At 63.0% G+C, this 15913-nt stretch carries 13 protein-coding genes and 4 tRNA genes; 12 read left to right on the plus strand and 5 right to left on the minus strand.

Going from position 1 to position 15913, the window contains the following annotated elements; all coding sequences use genetic code 11:
* Positions 1-54 precede the first annotated feature (54 nt).
* From astB to OGL92_RS00930, 10 genes are all read left to right on the plus strand, one after another.
* Positions 55-1401, plus strand: coding sequence for an N-succinylarginine dihydrolase (astB, locus tag OGL92_RS00885; RefSeq protein WP_263138994.1), 1347 nt, complete (start codon positions 55-57; stop codon positions 1399-1401).
* Positions 1402-1469: 68 nt separating this feature from the next.
* The gene (locus tag OGL92_RS00890; protein WP_263138995.1) at positions 1470-1751 is read left to right on the plus strand and encodes a topoisomerase II; all 282 of its coding nucleotides are present in this window, start codon (positions 1470-1472) and stop codon (positions 1749-1751) included.
* A 38-nt stretch (positions 1752-1789) separates the two neighbouring features.
* Positions 1790-2785 carry a succinylglutamate desuccinylase gene (gene astE, locus OGL92_RS00895; protein ID WP_263138998.1) on the plus strand — a complete coding sequence of 332 codons (996 nt, stop codon included), beginning with the start codon at positions 1790-1792 and terminating at the stop codon, positions 2783-2785.
* A 116-nt stretch (positions 2786-2901) separates the two neighbouring features.
* Entirely contained in the window at positions 2902-3900 is a 999-nt protein-coding gene (gene ltaE, locus OGL92_RS00900) for a low-specificity L-threonine aldolase (protein WP_263139000.1), read from the plus strand.
* 163 nt (positions 3901-4063) lie between these two features.
* Positions 4064-6688 (plus strand): alanine--tRNA ligase, encoded by a 2625-nt coding sequence (gene alaS, locus OGL92_RS00905; protein ID WP_263139003.1) that lies wholly within the window; start codon positions 4064-4066, stop codon positions 6686-6688.
* Between the two features lie 131 nt (positions 6689-6819).
* The gene (locus tag OGL92_RS00910; protein ID WP_263139005.1) at positions 6820-8055 is read left to right on the plus strand and encodes an aspartate kinase; all 1236 of its coding nucleotides are present in this window, start codon (positions 6820-6822) and stop codon (positions 8053-8055) included.
* A gap of 189 nt (positions 8056-8244) precedes the next feature.
* Positions 8245-8430, plus strand: a complete 186-nt coding sequence (csrA, locus tag OGL92_RS00915) for a carbon storage regulator CsrA (protein ID WP_090211452.1) — start codon at positions 8245-8247, stop codon at positions 8428-8430.
* Positions 8431-8492: 62 nt separating this feature from the next.
* Positions 8493-8583, plus strand: a tRNA-Ser gene (locus OGL92_RS00920).
* A 98-nt stretch (positions 8584-8681) separates the two neighbouring features.
* A tRNA-Arg gene (locus tag OGL92_RS00925) sits at positions 8682-8758 on the plus strand.
* A 75-nt stretch (positions 8759-8833) separates the two neighbouring features.
* A tRNA-Arg gene (locus OGL92_RS00930) sits at positions 8834-8910 on the plus strand.
* 39 nt (positions 8911-8949) lie between these two features.
* On the opposite strand, the gene bamE is transcribed toward OGL92_RS00930, so the two are convergent.
* The gene (gene bamE / locus OGL92_RS22195) at positions 8950-9228 is read right to left on the minus strand and encodes an outer membrane protein assembly factor BamE (RefSeq protein WP_263139014.1); all 279 of its coding nucleotides are present in this window, start codon (positions 9226-9228) and stop codon (positions 8950-8952) included.
* 533 nt (positions 9229-9761) lie between these two features.
* On the opposite strand from bamE, the gene mgtE reads away from it, so the two are divergent.
* Complete coding sequence (mgtE, locus tag OGL92_RS00940; RefSeq protein WP_263139017.1) at positions 9762-11204, plus strand: magnesium transporter; 1443 nt, start codon at positions 9762-9764, stop codon at positions 11202-11204.
* A gap of 56 nt (positions 11205-11260) precedes the next feature.
* Here mgtE and OGL92_RS00945 read toward each other — a convergent pair whose 3' ends face one another.
* The 3 genes from OGL92_RS00945 to OGL92_RS00955 all read right to left on the minus strand — a co-directional run bounded on the left by OGL92_RS00945 (position 11261) and on the right by OGL92_RS00955 (position 12581).
* Complete coding sequence (locus OGL92_RS00945; protein ID WP_263139020.1) at positions 11261-11587, minus strand: Arc family DNA-binding protein; 327 nt, start codon at positions 11585-11587, stop codon at positions 11261-11263.
* Between the two features lie 487 nt (positions 11588-12074).
* Positions 12075-12260 (minus strand): PA3371 family protein, encoded by a 186-nt coding sequence (locus tag OGL92_RS00950; RefSeq protein ID WP_263139021.1) that lies wholly within the window; start codon positions 12258-12260, stop codon positions 12075-12077.
* An 84-nt stretch (positions 12261-12344) separates the two neighbouring features.
* Positions 12345-12581: a hypothetical protein gene (locus tag OGL92_RS00955; RefSeq protein WP_263139023.1), complete on the minus strand. Its 237-nt coding sequence runs from the start codon at positions 12579-12581 to the stop codon at positions 12345-12347.
* Between the two features lie 676 nt (positions 12582-13257).
* Here OGL92_RS00955 and OGL92_RS00960 point away from each other — a divergent pair.
* A tRNA-Arg gene (locus OGL92_RS00960) sits at positions 13258-13332 on the plus strand.
* A gap of 86 nt (positions 13333-13418) precedes the next feature.
* Here the strand turns inward: OGL92_RS00960 and OGL92_RS00965 are convergent.
* The gene (locus OGL92_RS00965) at positions 13419-15680 is read right to left on the minus strand and encodes a heavy metal translocating P-type ATPase (RefSeq protein ID WP_263139582.1); all 2262 of its coding nucleotides are present in this window, start codon (positions 15678-15680) and stop codon (positions 13419-13421) included.
* Between the last annotated feature and the right edge of the window lie 233 nt (positions 15681-15913).

Below are 15913 nucleotides of genomic sequence, written 5' to 3' on the forward strand. Positions count from 1 at the left end.
CGCCGCCGTATCGGCGGCCCATGCCAACACGACTGAGCCCTGGGGAGCCTTGCGATGAGCGCCTATGAAGTGAATTTCGACGGTCTGGTCGGCCCGACCCATAACTATGGCGGGCTGTCCTATGGCAACGTCGCCTCCCAAAGCAACAGCCAGGCCGTGTCCAGCCCGAAGGATGCCGCCAAGCAGGGGTTGGCGAAAATGAAGGCCCTGATGGAGATGGGTTTCCGCCAGGGCGTATTGGCCCCGCAGGAGCGCCCGGACGTCGCGGCCCTGCGCCGCCTGGGCTTTTCCGGCACCGACGCGCAGGTGGTGGAGAAAGCGGCGAAGACCGCGCGGCCGCTGCTGGCGGCCTGCAGCTCGGCTTCCAGCATGTGGACCGCCAACGCCTGTACCGTCAGCCCCAGCGCCGACACCGCCGACGGCCGCGTGCATTTCACCGCCGCCAACCTGAACTGCAAGTTCCACCGCAGCATCGAGCATCCGACCACCAGTCGCATCCTCGCCGCCATGTTCGCCAACGACAAACACTTCGCCCACCACCCGGCGCTGCCGGCGGTGGCCCAGTTCGGCGACGAGGGCGCGGCCAACCACACGCGCTTCTGCAAGGACTACGGCGCTGCCGGCGTGGAGTTCTTCGTCTTCGGCCGTAGCGCCTTCGATGCGCGCTTCCCCGAGCCGCAGCGCTATCCGGCGCGGCAGACCCTGGAAGCCAGCCAGGCGGTCGCACGCCTGCACGGCCTCGACGAGGCCGGCGTGGTCTATGCCCAGCAGAACCCGGCGGTGATCGACCAGGGGGTGTTCCACAACGACGTGATCGCGGTGGGTAACGGCGAGGTGCTGTTCCATCACGAGGACGCTTTCCTCGACAGCGAACGCGTGCTGGCCGAGTTGCAGGACAAGCTGGGCCGCCGCGGCGGCCGCTTCGTCGCGGTGAAGGTGCCGCGCGCCGCGGTGACGGTGGAGGACGCGGTGCGTTCCTACCTGTTCAACAGCCAACTGCTCAACCGCGCCGAAGGCGGCATGCTGCTGATCGTCCCGGAAGAGTGCCGCAACAACGAGCGGGTCTGGGCCTACCTGTCGCAGTTGACCGCCTCCGGCGGGCCGATCCGCGAGGTCAAGGTCTTTGACCTCAAGCAGAGCATGCAGAACGGCGGCGGACCGGCTTGCCTGCGCCTGCGGGTGGCGCTCGACGAAACCGAGCTGGCCGCGGTCAATTCCCAGGTGATCCTCACCCCGGCGCTGTACGACAGCCTCACCCAGTGGGTCGACCGGCATTACCGCGACCGCCTGACGGAAAATGACCTGGCTGACCCGCAGCTGCTGGTCGAATGCCGCGGCGCATTGGATGAGCTGACCCAAATCCTTAAACTGGGCGCGGTTTATCCTTTCCAAATCGACTGAGGCCGCCGGTCGTGGCCCGGAACCGGCGACATCGCCGTCCGGGCCGCGCCTGCCGCCAGGAGCCTGTAATGAGCGATGCCCTGCAACTGATTCTCGAAGACACCGACGGCACCCAGCTGGAAACCTCCTGTACCCGCTTCGCGGTGGTCTGGCAAGGCCGCGAGGTCTGGATCCAGCAGGCCGGCAACGGCCAACTGTTGATCGGCGTGGACGTGGAGGAAGGCGATAGCGAATACGCCAACCTGCTGCTGCGCCCGCTGGCCACCAACCTGGTCAGCCTGCAACTGGAAATGGAGCCGGCTGAGGACGGGGACGACGAACACGTCCACGGCCCCGACTGCAATCACTGAGCCGCGACCCGAGACTCGACGCCGTGCCGGAGAACCCCATGCTTGCCCTTGGCAAACTGCTTGAACTGACCCTGGCCGGCCGCGAGCCGACCGAGAAGATTCAACTGACCGCCGGTGGCGCGCGCCTGCACTGGCTGGCCGAGGGCGCGCTGGAAGTCAGCCCCCCCGCCACGCACGACAGCGGTTTCGACCTGTTGCTGTCCGCGGGCATCCATGGCAACGAAACCGCCCCCATCGAACTGCTCGACCGGCTGCTGCAAGGCATCGCCCGAGGCGAACTCAAACCCCGTGCGCGGGTGCTGTTCCTCCTCGGCAATCCCGCGGCCATGCGCCGTGGCGAGCGTTACCTGGAGCAGGACATCAACCGCCTGTTCAACGGACGGCATGCCGAATCCAGCGGGTTCGAGGCGCTCCGCGCCAACGAGTTGGAACGCCTGGCCGCCGCCTTTTTCGGCAAGCCGCAGCGCCAGCGCCTGCACTACGACCTGCACACCGCCATCCGCGGTTCGAAGATCGAGCAGTTCGCGCTCTATCCGTACAGCGAGGGCCGGACCCATTCGCGCGCCGAGCTGGCGCGGCTGCGGGCGGCCGGAATCGAGGCGGTGCTCCTGCAGAGCAAGCCCGGGATCACCTTCAGCGCTTACACCTACGCCCAGTTGGGCGCGGAAGCCTTCACCCTGGAACTGGGCAAGGCACGCCCCTTCGGGCAGAACGGTGCGGTCAACGTCGAGCGCCTGGAATCGCGCCTGCGGCACCTGATCGCCGGCGACGAACCGGCCATCGACGCCGGGGATCTCGAAGGCTTGCAGGTGTTCTCGGTGGCGCGGGAGATCATCAAGCGCAGCGAGGGCTTCCGCCTGCACCTGCCGGACGATATCGAGAACTTCAGCGAACTGCCGCTGGGTTCGTTGCTGGCGGAGGACGGCGGTACCCGCTGGCTGATCGAAGAGGCCGGCGCACGGATCATCTTCCCCAATCCCAAGGTGAAGAACGGCCTGCGGGCCGGCATCCTCATTGTTCCGACCACCTTCTAGAGGCCGCGCCGGGCTCGCCAGCCCGGCAGCGCTGCGGACTCTCCGGGCAGCCATCGCCGCTTGTGACCGTGCCAGCGCCGCCTTAGGATCGGGGGCCTGCCGCCAAGGAGAGTCCCGTGAACCCGATCGACCTGCGTAGCGATACCGTCACCGAACCCACGCCCGGCATGCGCGACGCCATGTCCCGTGCCGAGCTGGGCGACGATGTGTACGGCGAAGACCCCACGGTCAACCGCCTGGAAGCCAGTCTGGCCGAGCGACTGGGATTCGCCGCCGGGCTCTTCGTACCCAGCGGCACCATGAGCAACCTGCTGGCGCTGATGGCCCATTGCGAACGCGGCGACGAGTACATCGTCGGCCAACAGGCGCACACCTACAAATACGAAGGCGGCGGTGCCGCGGTGCTCGGCTCGATCCAGCCGCAACCCCTGGAGGGCGAGGCCGACGGCTCGCTCGACTTGCGCAAGGTCGAGGCGGCGATCAAGGCCGACGACTTCCACTTCGCGCGAACCCGTCTGCTGGCCCTGGAAAACACCATGCAGGGCAAGGTCCTGCCGCTGGAATATCTGGCCGCCGCGCGGGAACTGACCCGCCGCCGCGGTCTCGCGCTGCACCTGGACGGCGCCCGGTTGTTCAATGCCGCGGTCAGGTCGGGCCTCGAGCCGAGCGTGATCGCCGGCCATTTCGATTCCGTATCCGTCTGCCTCTCCAAGGGCCTGGGCGCGCCGGTCGGCTCGGTGCTCTGCGGCGATCCCGAACTGATCGACAAGGCGCGCCGGCTGCGCAAGATGGTCGGCGGCGGCATGCGCCAGGCGGGCGTCCTCGCCGCGGCCGGGCTGTACGCCCTGGACCGGCAGGTGGAGCGACTGGCGGAGGACCACGCCAATGCCGAGCGCCTCGGCGAAGGCCTGCGCGGGCTGGGCTACGAGGTCGAGCCGGTGCAGACCAACATGGTCTACGTGGAGGTCGGCCCGCGGATCGCCGCGCTCAAGGCGCACCTGCGCGAGCAAGGCATCCTGATCACCGCCGCCCCGCGCCTGCGCCTGGTCACGCACCTGGACGTCGGCGCGGACGCCATCCCCCGGGTGATAGAGGCATTCGCCACGTTCCATTGAACGCGGGTCGAGGGGGCATCGCTCCGCCGCGGCGGATTGTCCGCCCCGATTGCCCCTGCGTCCGTCCACCCCTATCGTACAAAGGCACTACCCGGCAGGCGCCGGGCCGATATAATGCGGCCCTTTGCCGGCGAACCGTGGCCGCCATTTTCTGGAAAAATCAATGAAAAGCGCAGAAATCCGTGAAGCCTTCCTCCGCTTCTTCGAAGAGAAGGGGCACACCCGAGTCGCGTCCAGCTCGCTGATCCCGGGTAACGATCCCACCCTGCTGTTCACCAATGCCGGCATGAACCAGTTCAAGGACTGTTTCCTCGGCCTAGAAAAGCGCACCTACACCCGCGCCACCACCAGCCAGAAGTGCGTGCGTGCCGGCGGCAAGCACAACGACCTGGAAAACGTCGGCTACACCGCCCGTCACCACACCTTCTTCGAGATGCTCGGCAACTTCAGCTTCGGCGACTATTTCAAGCGCGACGCGATCAATTTCGCCTGGGAATTCCTCACCGGCGACAACTGGCTGAAGCTGCCCAAGGACAAGCTCTGGGTCACCGTTTACGCCAGCGATGACGAGGCCTACGACATCTGGACCAAGGAAGTCGGCGTGCCCGCCGAGCGTATGGTGCGGATCGGCGACAACAAGGGCGCGCCCTACGCCTCGGACAACTTCTGGGCCATGGGCGACACCGGGCCCTGCGGTCCTTGCACGGAAATCTTCTTCGATCACGGCGAAGGCATCTGGGGCGGCCCGCCGGGCTCGCCCGAGGAGGACGGCGACCGCTACATCGAGATCTGGAACAACGTGTTCATGCAGTTCAACCGCACCGCGGACGGCGTCATGCACGCGCTGCCGGCACCGAGCGTGGACACCGGCATGGGCCTGGAGCGCATCAGCGCGGTCATGCAGCACGTGCATTCCAACTATGAAATCGACCTGTTCCAGAACCTGCTGAAAGCCTCGGCGGAGGCCATCGGCTGCGTCAACGACGATGCGCCTTCGCTGAAGGTCGTGGCCGACCATATCCGCTCCTGCAGCTTCCTGATCGCCGACGGCGTGCTGCCGTCCAACGAAGGCCGCGGTTACGTGCTGCGGCGGATCATCCGGCGCGCCTGCCGGCACGGCAACAAGCTGGGCGCCAAGGGGGCCTTCTTCCATCGGATTGTCGCGGCCCTGGTGGCCGAGATGGGCCAGGCGTTCGCCGAGCTGGCCCAGCAGCAGGCCCATATCGAGCGCGTGCTGAAGACCGAGGAAGAGCAATTCGCCAAGACCCTGGAGCAGGGCCTGAAGATTCTCGAGCAGGACCTGGCCGGTCTGCAGGGCTCGATCATCCCGGGCGACCTGGTGTTCAAGCTCTACGACACCTACGGCTTCCCGGTGGACTTGACCAACGATATCGCCCGCGAGCGCAATCTCACCCTCGACGAGGCCGGTTTCGAGCGGGAAATGCAGGCCCAGCGCGAGCGCGCCCGCTCCGCCAGCGCCTTCGGCATGGACTACAACAGCCTGGTCAAGGTGGACGGCGACACGCAATTCATCGGCTACACCGCCACGACCGGCACCGCCCACGTCGTCGCGCTGTTCAAGGACGGTCAGGCGGTGGATGCGCTCGGTGAAGGCGAGGAGGGCGTGGTGGTCCTCGACCGCACGCCTTTCTACGCCGAGTCCGGCGGCCAGATCGGCGACAGCGGCTACCTGGAAGGCACCGGCGTTCGCTTCGAGGTCAGCGACACCAACAAGGCGGGCGGCGCCTACCTGCACCACGGCGTGGTGGCCAGCGGCCGCCTGAGCAAGGGCCAGCCGGTAACCACCGAAGTGGCGGCGGGTGTACGTGGCGCCACCGCGCTCAACCATTCCGCCACCCACCTGTTGCACGCGGCGCTGCGCCAGGTGCTCGGCGACCACGTGCAGCAGAAAGGCTCGCTGGTGGACAGCCAGCGCCTGCGGTTCGATTTCAGCCATTTCGAAGCGATCAAGCCGGAGCAGCTACGCGCCCTGGAGGATATCGTCAACGCCGAAATCCGCAAGAACAGCGAGGTCGAGACCGAGGAAACCGACATCGACAGTGCCAAGCAGAAGGGCGCCATGGCGCTGTTCGGCGAGAAGTACGGTGACCAGGTGCGGGTGCTGAGCATGGGCGGTGGTTTCTCGGTGGAGTTGTGCGGGGGCATCCATGCTTCGCGTACCGGCGACATCGGCCTGTTCAAGATCGTCAGCGAGAGTGGCGTGGCCGCCGGCGTCCGGCGCATCGAGGCGGTCACCGGCGCGGCCGCGCTGGCCTACCTGAATGCTGCCGAGGACCAGGTGAAGGAAGCCGCTTCGTTGCTCAAGGGCAGTCGCGACAACCTGCTGGACAAGGTGTCCGCGGTGCTCGAGCGCAACCGCCAGCTGGAAAAGGAGCTGGAGCAACTCAAGGCGAAGGCGGCCAGCGCGGCGGGCGACGACCTTGCCGGTTCAGCGGTGGAGGTGAAGGGCGTCAAGGTCCTGGCCAAACGCCTCGACGGTCTGGATGGCAAGGCCCTGCTGGCGCTGGTCGACCAGTTGAAGAACAAGCTCGGCAGCGCGGTGATCCTGCTGGGCGGGGCGTTGGACGGAAAAGTGGTGCTGGTGGCCGGGGTGACTCCTGACCTGACCGGCAAACACAAGGCCGGCGACCTGATGAAACAGGCGACCGCTGCGGTCGGCGGCAAGGGCGGCGGGCGTCCGGACATGGCCCAGGGCGGCGGTACCGAGATCGACAAGCTGGACGAGGCATTGGGCCTGGCCCGTGCGTTCGTCGAGTCCGCCCCGTAACGTCCCGAAACCGGGCCGGCGCTGCGCCGCCGACCCGGACGATCGCGTCGAAGCCTGTGTGTACGAGCCTTGGCAGTCCTGTCGAGTTGGATGTTTAATGAGCGCCCTTCGAGGGTTTAGGCGGCATTGAAATGGCTTTGATCGTACAAAAGTTTGGAGGCACTTCGGTCGGCACTGTCGAGCGCATCGAACAGGTGGCCGAGAAAATCAAGCGTTTCCGCGAGGGTGGCGACGACATCGTGGTGGTGGTTTCCGCCATGAGCGGCGAGACCAACCGGCTCATCGAGCTCGCCAAGCAGATCGACGATCAGCCGGTGCCCCGCGAGCTGGACGTCATGGTCTCGACCGGCGAACAGGTGACCATCGCCTTGCTGGCCATGGCGCTGATCAAGCGCGGCGTCCCGGCCGTATCCTTCACCGGCAACCAGGTGCGGATCCTCACCGATAGCGCGCATAACAAGGCGCGTATCCTGCAGATCGACGATCATCGCCTGCGTACCGAGCTCAAGGCCGGGCGAGTGGTGGTCGTGGCCGGTTTCCAGGGCGTCGACGAGCACGGCAACATCACCACCCTGGGCCGGGGCGGTTCCGATACCACCGGCGTGGCGCTGGCCGCGGCGTTGAAGGCCGACGAGTGCCAGATCTATACCGACGTGGATGGGGTCTACACCACCGATCCGCGGGTGGTGCCGCAGGCCCGGCGCCTGACCAAGATCACCTTCGAGGAAATGCTGGAAATGGCCAGCCTCGGCTCCAAGGTGCTGCAGATCCGTTCGGTGGAGTTCGCCGGCAAGTACAACGTCCCGCTGCGCGTGCTGCACAGCTTCCAGGAGGGGCCGGGCACCCTCATTACCCTTGATGAAGAGGAATCCATGGAACAGCCGATCATCTCCGGCATCGCCTTCAATCGCGACGAAGCCAAGCTGACCATCCGTGGCGTGCCGGATACGCCCGGCGTGGCGTTCAAGATCCTCGGCCCGATCAGCGCCGCCAACATCGAGGTGGACATGATCGTGCAGAATGTCGCCCACGATAACACCACCGATTTCACCTTCACCGTGCACCGCAACGACTATCTCAACGCTCAGCAAGTGCTCGAGCGGACCGCCCGGGAAATCGGCGCGCGCGAAGTCAGCGGCGACACCAAGATCGCCAAGGTGTCCATCGTCGGGGTCGGCATGCGTTCCCATGCGGGCGTCGCCAGCCGGATGTTCGAAGCCTTGGCGAAAGAAAGCATCAATATCCAGATGATCTCCACCTCGGAGATCAAAGTCTCTGTGGTGATTGAAGAAAAATATCTGGAGCTGGCGGTTCGCGCCCTGCACACTGCCTTCGAACTGGATGCACCTGCCCGCCAGGGCGAGTGAGTCGAGCATCATCGAAAGGCGCGCTCAACGCCGCGCCTTTCATCCTTTTTGGCCGGCATGGGTGGAACTTTCTTTTTGCCGACGCTGGTCAATACTGGGGGGAGGTCTCCAGGGTTCGGGCTGCACGGCGACCTTCACCTTCTTATTTGCAGACTGTTGTTCTGAACTGTAATCCGTGAGGAGAAAGGAATGCTGATTCTAACTCGCCGGGTCGGAGAGACCCTGATGGTGGGTGACGATGTCACTGTCACCGTATTGGGCGTGAAAGGTAATCAGGTGCGCATTGGCGTAAATGCCCCCAAGGAGGTGGCTGTGCACCGCGAAGAAATCTACCAACGTATACAGAAAGAGAAAGGCGAAGAACCAAGCCACTAATTTTTCTCAAATTTTTGGCTTTGCAAACGGGGAAAACATGGTTATCATGCGCCCCGTGTTGCGGAGAGGTGGCCGAGTGGCCGAAGGCGCTCCCCTGCTAAGGGAGTACACCTCAAAAGGGTGTCGGGGGTTCGAATCCCCCCTTCTCCGCCATATTCGCCTTATAGGGATCGGTCGATCGGCCAGCGAAATGCAAGTTTCGCGAAGCGCTTGACCCGCAGATTCAACTCCCTATAATGCGCACGCTCAGCGCACTCGTAGCTCAGCTGGATAGAGTACCCGGCTACGAACCGGGCGGTCAGAGGTTCGAATCCTCTCGAGTGCGCCATATTCGGAATGGCTTGCAGCGATGCAAGCCATTTTGTTTCAACCAGAGGCGGTCTGGTATACAAATACCCACCATGCACTCGTAGCTCAGCTGGATAGAGTACCCGGCTACGAACCGGGCGGTCAGAGGTTCGAATCCTCTCGAGTGCGCCATCTCCGAAAGGCCTGCAGCGATGCAGGCCTTTCGCGTTTTCAGCGTTTGCCTTTCACGCAACCGGCCTCGTCGAAATTCACCGTCTGCTGTTTGCCGTGTTTTTCGCTGTACTGGTAGCGGACCTGCCCATCTTTCCCGCTGACCTTATCGGGTTTCCCCAGGACGCTTTCGACCTCCGCTCGGGTCATGCCGCTGCGGATCTCATGGCGCACCATTGCGCGTCTGCGTTCGTTGTCTTCCAGGTCCGCACCGCAGGTACGTTCACGGCGTAACCCGACTATATGGCCACCGGGCGAATTTCTTTCGTGCTTCTGCACCTTACCACCTGGCCTGCTGCTTCGTGGCGTGCGTGAAGTCGATCGCGAAACGCCGCTGGGGGACGGGTTATCCGCCCGCTGCAACGACTGCGCGTGCGTTGTGGGGCATCCCTGTTCGGTAAAGGTGAGGTGGCCGCTCGTATCCTCGCAGCGGTACACGGTGGTGGCGAGACAAAACGCGGGGTGGAGCGAAAGGGCGCAGAACGCTGCGCGTAGCCATCCAAGCATAAGAACGTCCTCCATGACGAACCCGGATCAAGTTAGACGATTTCTACGGATTCGCCAGCCAAGCGATCACCTCGTGCCGATGCACTAGAGCGGCTCTCAGAATTGGGCTGCAACTGGTTGTTCTATCCGCGATTTTGGTTCGCGAACGGCCTGTGGGGGGTGTATTATTCGTGGGTCAGCCCCGCCGGGGCTCATGGACCCCCACCATGGACTTACCCAGTAGTAACTCAATTTCTCGATCACTGAATCGCGTACTGACTGATTGATCCTCTTTGGCGTGTCCGCCACTGGGGGTGGAGCGCGCTATGACTGAAGTAGAAGCCAAAAAGCCGCAAGAAAGTCTGCAGGATCGCCTGGCCCAGGTGGTCGAACTGCTGCATCGCCAAAAGCTCGTAGAAGATCTCACGCACCGCCAGGAAGGTCACCACCACGAACGCGTGGAAAACCTGGTGCACCGACAGAATCTCGTCGAGTTGCAACGCAAGCTCGACGAGCTGCACCCCGCCGATATCGCTCACATCCTCGAAGCGCTCCCGCTGCATGATCGTCTGACCTTGTGGCAGTTGGTCCAGGCGGAGCGGGACGGCGATATCCTGCTCGAAGTATCCGACGCCGTTCGTGAATCGCTGATCGCCGACATGGATGATCACGAGTTGCTGGCCGCAGCCAAGGATATGGATGCCGACGAGTTGGCGGACCTGGCGCCGGAGCTGCCCCGGGATGTCGTGCTCGAGCTCATGGAGACGCTGGACGCGCAGCAGCGCGAGCGTGTGCGCTCCGCCTTGTCCTATGACGATGACCAGATCGGCGCGCTCATGGACTTCGAAATGGTCACGATCCGCGAGGAAGTCAGTCTCGAGGTCGTGCTGCGTTATTTGCGTCGCTTGAAGGAGCTGCCCGGGCACACGGACAAATTGTTCGTAGTCGACTACGACGGTGTGCTCAAGGGGGTGCTGCCGATCAAGCGCCTGCTGGTCAACGACCCGGACAAGCAAGTGGGCGACGTGATGGCCAACGACCCGGTCAGCTTCCATCCGGATGAAGACGCCTACGATGCCGCTCAGGCTTTCGAACGCTATGACCTGATTTCCGCACCGGTCGTGGATAAGGGGGGAAGGTTGATTGGCCGTCTCACCATCGACGAAATGGTCGACCTGATCCGCGAGGAAAGCGAAAGCGAAGTCCTCAATATGGCGGGTCTTCGCGAAGAGGAAGATATCTTCGCCTCGGTCTGGAAGTCGCTGAGAAACCGCTGGTCGTGGCTGGCGGTGAATCTGATCACCGCGTTCATCGCCTCGCGGGTAATCGGTCTTTTCGAGGGCTCGATCGAACGGCTGGTCGCCTTGGCGGCATTGATGCCGATCGTCGCGGGCATCGGTGGCAACTCGGGCAATCAGACCATCACCATGATCGTCCGGGCCATGGCGCTCGATCAGGTGGGGACGGGCAATACCAAGCGCCTGGTACGCAAGGAACTCGCTGTTGCGTTGCTCAATGGCCTGATCTGGGGAGGCGTGATCGGTATCGTGGCCTTTTATCTCTACGACAGCTGGTCCCTGGGTGTCGTCATGACGGCGGCGATGACCTTGAACCTGCTGCTGGCGGCCCTGATGGGTGTATTGATCCCCATGACCTTGGTCAGGCTGGGGCGAGATCCCGCGATGGGTTCCAGCGTGATGATCACCGCGATGACGGATAGCGGCGGATTTTTCATTTTCCTGGGGCTGGCTACCCTGTTCCTTCTCTAAGGGCACCCCATGAAAAAGCCGGCCCTAGGGCCGGCTTTTTCATGTCGAACGTCTGTTCAGGCTTCGGCGGTTGCAAGCTCCGCATCGTGTGCGATCAAAGCAACCAGCGCATTCTGCTGGCGTCTAGAGAGTTGACGGAACCGCTGCAGAAGCTCGCGTTCGTGCAGGGAGAGCTCGGGGCTGTCCAGGCGTAACGCCATGCCTTCTTCCAGAGCACCTTCCTGAAGCATGCTTTGCTCGAGGCGGGCGATGATTTCTGAGTTCATGCTGCGGTGGTGGTTGCGGGCCACATCGGCAATGCGCTCACGCATGCCTTCAGGCAGGCGAACAACGAATTTATCAGCCGTACGACTGGAATAGATAGCCTGTTTCATAGGGCGCATACATTAACCGGTTAGTTCAGGAAGCGATGCTAGCGATGAGCTGCAAGATGATCACCGTTTCGACCACCATCAGCCACAACCGTTCAACTAACCTCGCGATTGGCTCCAAAAACGCGTTTTATTGCCAAATAACGGTTTATTGACGCCAAATGTACGTGGAATTGTGGTCTGTATAGAGGCATTTTGCTAGCACCAATCATCTGATTTGAGATGCACTAGACAGAACGAGCGTACCAAAATTCCGTGGCAGCCAAGTCTATGGGCAGATATGTCGCTTAGGCATAAAGAAGTTTTTTTTAGGCTTAATCTGCAAAGGTCATCACGTGAATAGCGAGTAACGATGCGTCCAAATGCCATCAGGTACTTTAGATCACACCAACGTTACAACGGCTTTAAACAGTATTCCCGGATGAAAGGTCGCAAGGTACAGGAAATCGCGGAGGGCTCTAGACAGGGTCAATCGGGCAGATGCTGCTGCAGGCGAGGATTACCGGAGGACTGGATCGAATTTGATCTTTCTACCTGCTGCGAGCGCCAAGAAGAAAAGTATGGAAAATGAGGCCACCGCAACGGTTCCCAATGTGTCGACCCATTCCGCTTGCAAGGGAGACAGGGCAAGCGAAGCGGCGGTGAGAACAGTCAGAGTCAGAAACAGAAAGGCTGATTTCGACATGTCGCACTCCTGGATAGCGTGTTCAATAAGGACGTCCTGGGTCTGTAAAGTGCTGCATCCTTGTCAGCAGGGGTCTTTTTCTGTTTAAAAGACAAAGCGGCCTTCGTGCTTGTCTTGCCATGCCTGGATGTTCACGTCGGACGTATGAGCCTTCGCGGGCGACAGAGAGGCATGGCGGACGTTCAGCGGCGCGACATCGGCGCGGGCCTCTTGAAGAAGGCGATGTGCTTGGACTTGGGTGATCTCCTGGGAAGGCGAAAGGACCACACCGGCCAGCAGAGTGAAGATCATTGCACCTGCCAGGGAAAGAACTGCGTTCATGGTGGGTCTCCGTTTCAGCTCATCGTAGGTTGAGTCTGATAGAGCAGAAGGCGTGCCAGTTTTTTTTAGTAAAAAACTCCTTATTTATCAATAGCATAAAAAACAAAACGGCTATCTGGTCAGTGCACTTTGCACGAGGGTGATTTTCCCCCATTGCATTTTGCAATGCAGGTGTAGTGGCCCGATGAAGGTTAGTTCCCTTGCGTTGGAAAAAGCAGAAAAAAAGATCGAGAGCCGTTCCGGCTAGCGCTTCACCGGTGTCTCAGGGAATTCTAGTTGCCTGTCGATCCTCTCGTCTTTCGAGCGCGAAGGGCCCGCTCTGCCCGAGCAGATGAATACGGGCAGCCACTGGGCATGGATGCACGATAAGGGCGTTGCCTTATGGCCGCTTGGCAAGCATTGCGTGCGTAAAGGGGTGGCTGCATCGGTTGGAAGCCCCATCGACTCAACATGAACGATGCCGTGTAGGCTTGCTCGAAAAGGTCGACAAGCCGCTGTTCCGATATCGTTCTTGCCGAATGCCTCAATGAGGCTCTCGTCTCGGCGGGCCTTAATGAGCGCGAGCAGTCCGCGGAGTCCGTTGCCTGGATGAAGTGGTAGCGAGAGCGGCATGACAAATGTCGGCGCGGTCGTTAACATGCCGCCCGGCGCCATCATCCTCCTGGCGCCTAGGCGAGTCCCCTTAGTTCAATGGATAGAATAAGCCCCTCCTAAGGGCTAGATGCTGGTTCGACTCCAGCAGGGGACGCCATCCTTCCTGGACACTTTATCCCCGTGCTCGTTTATCGTCCGGCCATTGCCCAGGTCGGTCCGATGCTGATCGCGAACTTGCGCGGCCTAGTCCCTCAACAGTCGCAACCCGTTGAACACCACCAGCAAGCTGACGCCCATGTCGGCGAACACCGCCATCCACATGGTCGCTTCGCCCGCGAGGGTGACCGCCAGGAAGATCGCCTTGATGCCCAGCGCCAGGGCGATGTTCTGCCGCAGCAGCCTGCCCGTGCGTCGCGAAAGGCGGATGAATTGCGGAATCTTGCGCAGGTCATCGTCCATCAAGGCGACGTCAGCGGTCTCGATGGCGGTGTCGGTGCCCACCGCGGCCATGGCGAAGCCGATCTGCGCACGCGCCAGGGCTGGCGCATCGTTGATGCCGTCGCCGACCATCCCGACGTGCCGTCCCTGCTCCTGCAGCGCCTGTACGGTGGCGCGTTTGTCGTCAGGCAGCAGGTCGCCGCGCGCCTGGTCGATGCCGGCTTCGGCGGCTATGGCGGCTGCGGTATGGGCGTTGTCGCCGGTCAGCATCAGGGTCTCGACGCCCAGCGCATGCAGTTCGGCGATGGCTTCGCGACTCGATGCCTTGAGGGTGTCGGCGACGGCGAATAGGCCCAGGGTACGGTTCTCGTCGCAGAGCGCCACCACGGTCCGGCCCAGGCGCTCCAGGCGTTCCAGCTCGGCCTCGATCTCCGCCGAGCAAAGCCCCAGGGACTCCACCAGCCGGTGGTTGCCGAGGTGGTAGCGTTTCCCCTCGATCACGCCACGCACGCCATGGCCGGGCAGGGCGGCGAATTCTTCCACGGCCTGAGGCGGCGCCTCGCTGGCGCGAGCCACGGCCTTGGATACCGGGTGGTCGGAACGGCTCGCCAGGCTGGCGGCCAGCGCCTGTACGGCTTCCCCGTCGCCACTCAGCGGGACGAAGTCGGTCAGCACCGGTTTGCCGTGGGTGAGGGTGCCGGTCTTATCCAGCGCGAGGCAGTCCAGGGTGCGGCCGCTTTCGAGGTAGACCCCGCCCTTGATCAGGATGCCCTTGCGAGCGGCCGCCGCCAGGCCACTGACGATGGTCACCGGTGTGGAGATCACCAGGGCGCAGGGGCAGGCCACCACCAGCAGGACGAGGGCCCGGTAAAACCAATCGAACCAGCCGGCTGAGAACAGGAGCGGCGGCAACACGGCGACGGCGAGCGCGAGGAGGAACACCGCGGGGGTATAGATGCGCGAGAAACGATCGACGAAGCGCTGGGTGGGCGCGCGCGCGCCTTGCGCCTCTTCCACCGCCTGGATGATGCGCGCCAGGGTGCTACTGCCGGCAAGGGCGGTGACGCGGAATTCCAGGGCGCCTTCCTGGTTGATGGTCCCGGCGAACAGAGCATCCCCAGGTTTCTTCTCCACCGGCAGGCTTTCCCCGGTGATCGGTGCTTGATCCACCGTAGAGTTGCCGCTCAGCACTTCGCCATCGAGGCCGATGCGTTCGCCCGGGCGCACCCGCACTCGCGCGCCCATGGCGACACCGGCGACTTCCACCTCCAGCCAAGCGCCATCCGTCTGCTGCACCGTGGCGCGTTCCGGCGTCAGCTCGAGCAGGCCGCGGATCGCCCGGCGCGCGCGATCCAGCGAGTAGGCTTCGATGCGCTCGGCCAGGCTGAACAGCACCATCACCATGGCCGCTTCCGGCCATTGGCCGATCAGCACGGCGCCGGTCACGGCGATGCTCATCAGCGCATTGATGTTCAGGTTGAAATTCTTCAGGGCGATCCAGCCCTTGCGATAGACGCCCAGGCCGTTGGAAAGGATGGCCACCAACGCCAGTCCGGCGACCACCCAATCCGGCGCCGCCTGGGTGAAATGCACCAGCTCGGCGGCTATCGCCGTCACCGCGCCCAAGGCCAGGGGCCACCAGGGCTTGGCGGCGGGTACCGCGACCGGAGTTTCGACGCCTTCGGATTCGAGCCTGGGTTCGAAGCCGAGTGCGCGGATCGCCGCCAGCGCGGCTTCCAGGGATTGTGGCCCGTGTTCGAAGCTGATCACCCGTTGCAGCAGGTTGAACTCCAGGTTATCGATGCCGGGCAAGTGCGTGAGGGCATCGCGTATCAGCCGCTCCTCGGTGGGGCAGTCCATCTGCTCGATTCGCACGCGGGCGCGGCCATCGGCCAGAGGCTCGGCGCGCAGGCCGAGGGCAGCGATGGCGTCGACGATGGGTTGTGGCTGCGGCAGCTCATGCCAAACCCCGAGGGTACGTTGCAGCAGGTTGAACTCGAGACGCTGCACGCCCGGCATCTTTTCCAGGCTGTTCTGGATCAAGGTCTGTTCGGTGGGACAATCCATTTGCTCGATGCGGAAGCGGCTGACCCGGGAGCCACGGGGGCCGACCCCGGTTTCGGGGGACTGCGCTTCCACGTTCGCCTGGGAGGGCCCAGGCTCTCGAGGGTCATGGTCATGGTCATGGTCATGGTCATGGTCGTGTGAATGGGTGTGTCGGTTGCCTTGCATATCCATGGAGAAGTCTCGGTGTCTACCCTGTTGCGCAGTGGACACCCTGTAGCCACTATAGGGTCAAG

The organism is Pseudomonas sp. RIT-PI-AD, from assembly GCF_025642785.1.
In the GTDB taxonomy this organism is placed as follows: Bacteria; Pseudomonadota; Gammaproteobacteria; order Pseudomonadales; family Pseudomonadaceae; genus Pseudomonas_T.

Bases quoted from the DNA above. Each gene is read 5' to 3' on its own strand.
- astB (WP_263138994.1), top strand. From the start codon at position 55: ATGAGCGCCTATGAAGTGAATTTCGACGGTCTGGTCGGCCCGACCCAT.
- OGL92_RS00890 (WP_263138995.1), top strand. From the start codon at position 1,470: ATGAGCGATGCCCTGCAACTGATTCTCGAAGACACCGACGGCACCCAG.
- astE (WP_263138998.1), top strand. From the start codon at position 1,790: ATGCTTGCCCTTGGCAAACTGCTTGAACTGACCCTGGCCGGCCGCGAG.
- alaS (WP_263139003.1), top strand. From the start codon at position 4,064: ATGAAAAGCGCAGAAATCCGTGAAGCCTTCCTCCGCTTCTTCGAAGAG.
- OGL92_RS00910 (WP_263139005.1), top strand. From the start codon at position 6,820: ATGGCTTTGATCGTACAAAAGTTTGGAGGCACTTCGGTCGGCACTGTC.
- csrA (WP_090211452.1), top strand. From the start codon at position 8,245: ATGCTGATTCTAACTCGCCGGGTCGGAGAGACCCTGATGGTGGGTGAC.
- mgtE (WP_263139017.1), top strand. From the start codon at position 9,762: ATGACTGAAGTAGAAGCCAAAAAGCCGCAAGAAAGTCTGCAGGATCGC.
- OGL92_RS00945 (WP_263139020.1), bottom strand. From the start codon at position 11,587: ATGCGCCCTATGAAACAGGCTATCTATTCCAGTCGTACGGCTGATAAA.
- OGL92_RS00950 (WP_263139021.1), bottom strand. From the start codon at position 12,260: ATGTCGAAATCAGCCTTTCTGTTTCTGACTCTGACTGTTCTCACCGCC.
- OGL92_RS00955 (WP_263139023.1), bottom strand. From the start codon at position 12,581: ATGAACGCAGTTCTTTCCCTGGCAGGTGCAATGATCTTCACTCTGCTG.
- OGL92_RS00965 (WP_263139582.1), bottom strand. From the start codon at position 15,680: ATGGATTGTCCCACCGAACAGACCTTGATCCAGAACAGCCTGGAAAAG.